The organism is Vibrio sp. 2134-1, assembly GCF_033339495.1.
Genome location: NZ_JAWOUS010000913.1, coordinates 1 through 528, shown reverse-complemented (window position 1 = coordinate 528; position 528 = coordinate 1). Strand labels below are relative to the sequence as shown.

The window sequence follows — 528 nt, the reverse complement described above, 5'->3', positions numbered from 1 at the left end:
GTTGTATGCTGCAGCGCCTGAAGTATCTGTGTAACCAATTACTTCAACCTTCGCTTGTGGGTGCTCGTTTAGGAAAGCAACTAGGTTGTCTAGTTTAGAAGCGCTTTCTGGTTTAAGTGTTGTGCTGTTTAGGTCAAAGCTACCAGTGCCGATAGTTTGAGTTTCGAAAGTTTTAGTAACCACTACTGGCTCAACAACTTCTTCTACAACTACTTCTTCAACTACTGGCTCTTCTTCAACTACTACTGGCTCATCGTTGCCGCCGAATTTGAAAGAAACACCTAGAGTTGCAGAGTTACCAGCTGCTTTGCTTACGTTGTTGCTAATGTCAGTAATTGTTTGGTATTCCGCACGTGCTGTAACGTTTTGGCTTAGGTTGAATTCAAGACCAGCTGCGCCTAGGTAAGAGTAATCATCTTTACCGTCGAACATTACGTAAGCACCACCAACTTTACCGTAAAGTGCGATGTCTTCAGTGATTGGTAGGCTGAATTTAGGAGCAAGAGTGATTGCTTCTACATGGCCACC

General features: G+C 43.8%; 1 protein-coding gene. It reads right to left on the bottom strand.

Annotated elements, in window-relative coordinates:
- A partial coding sequence (locus tag R7R78_RS29230) for an OmpA family protein (protein WP_225474982.1) occupies window positions 1–528 on the bottom strand: 528 nt, incomplete at both ends.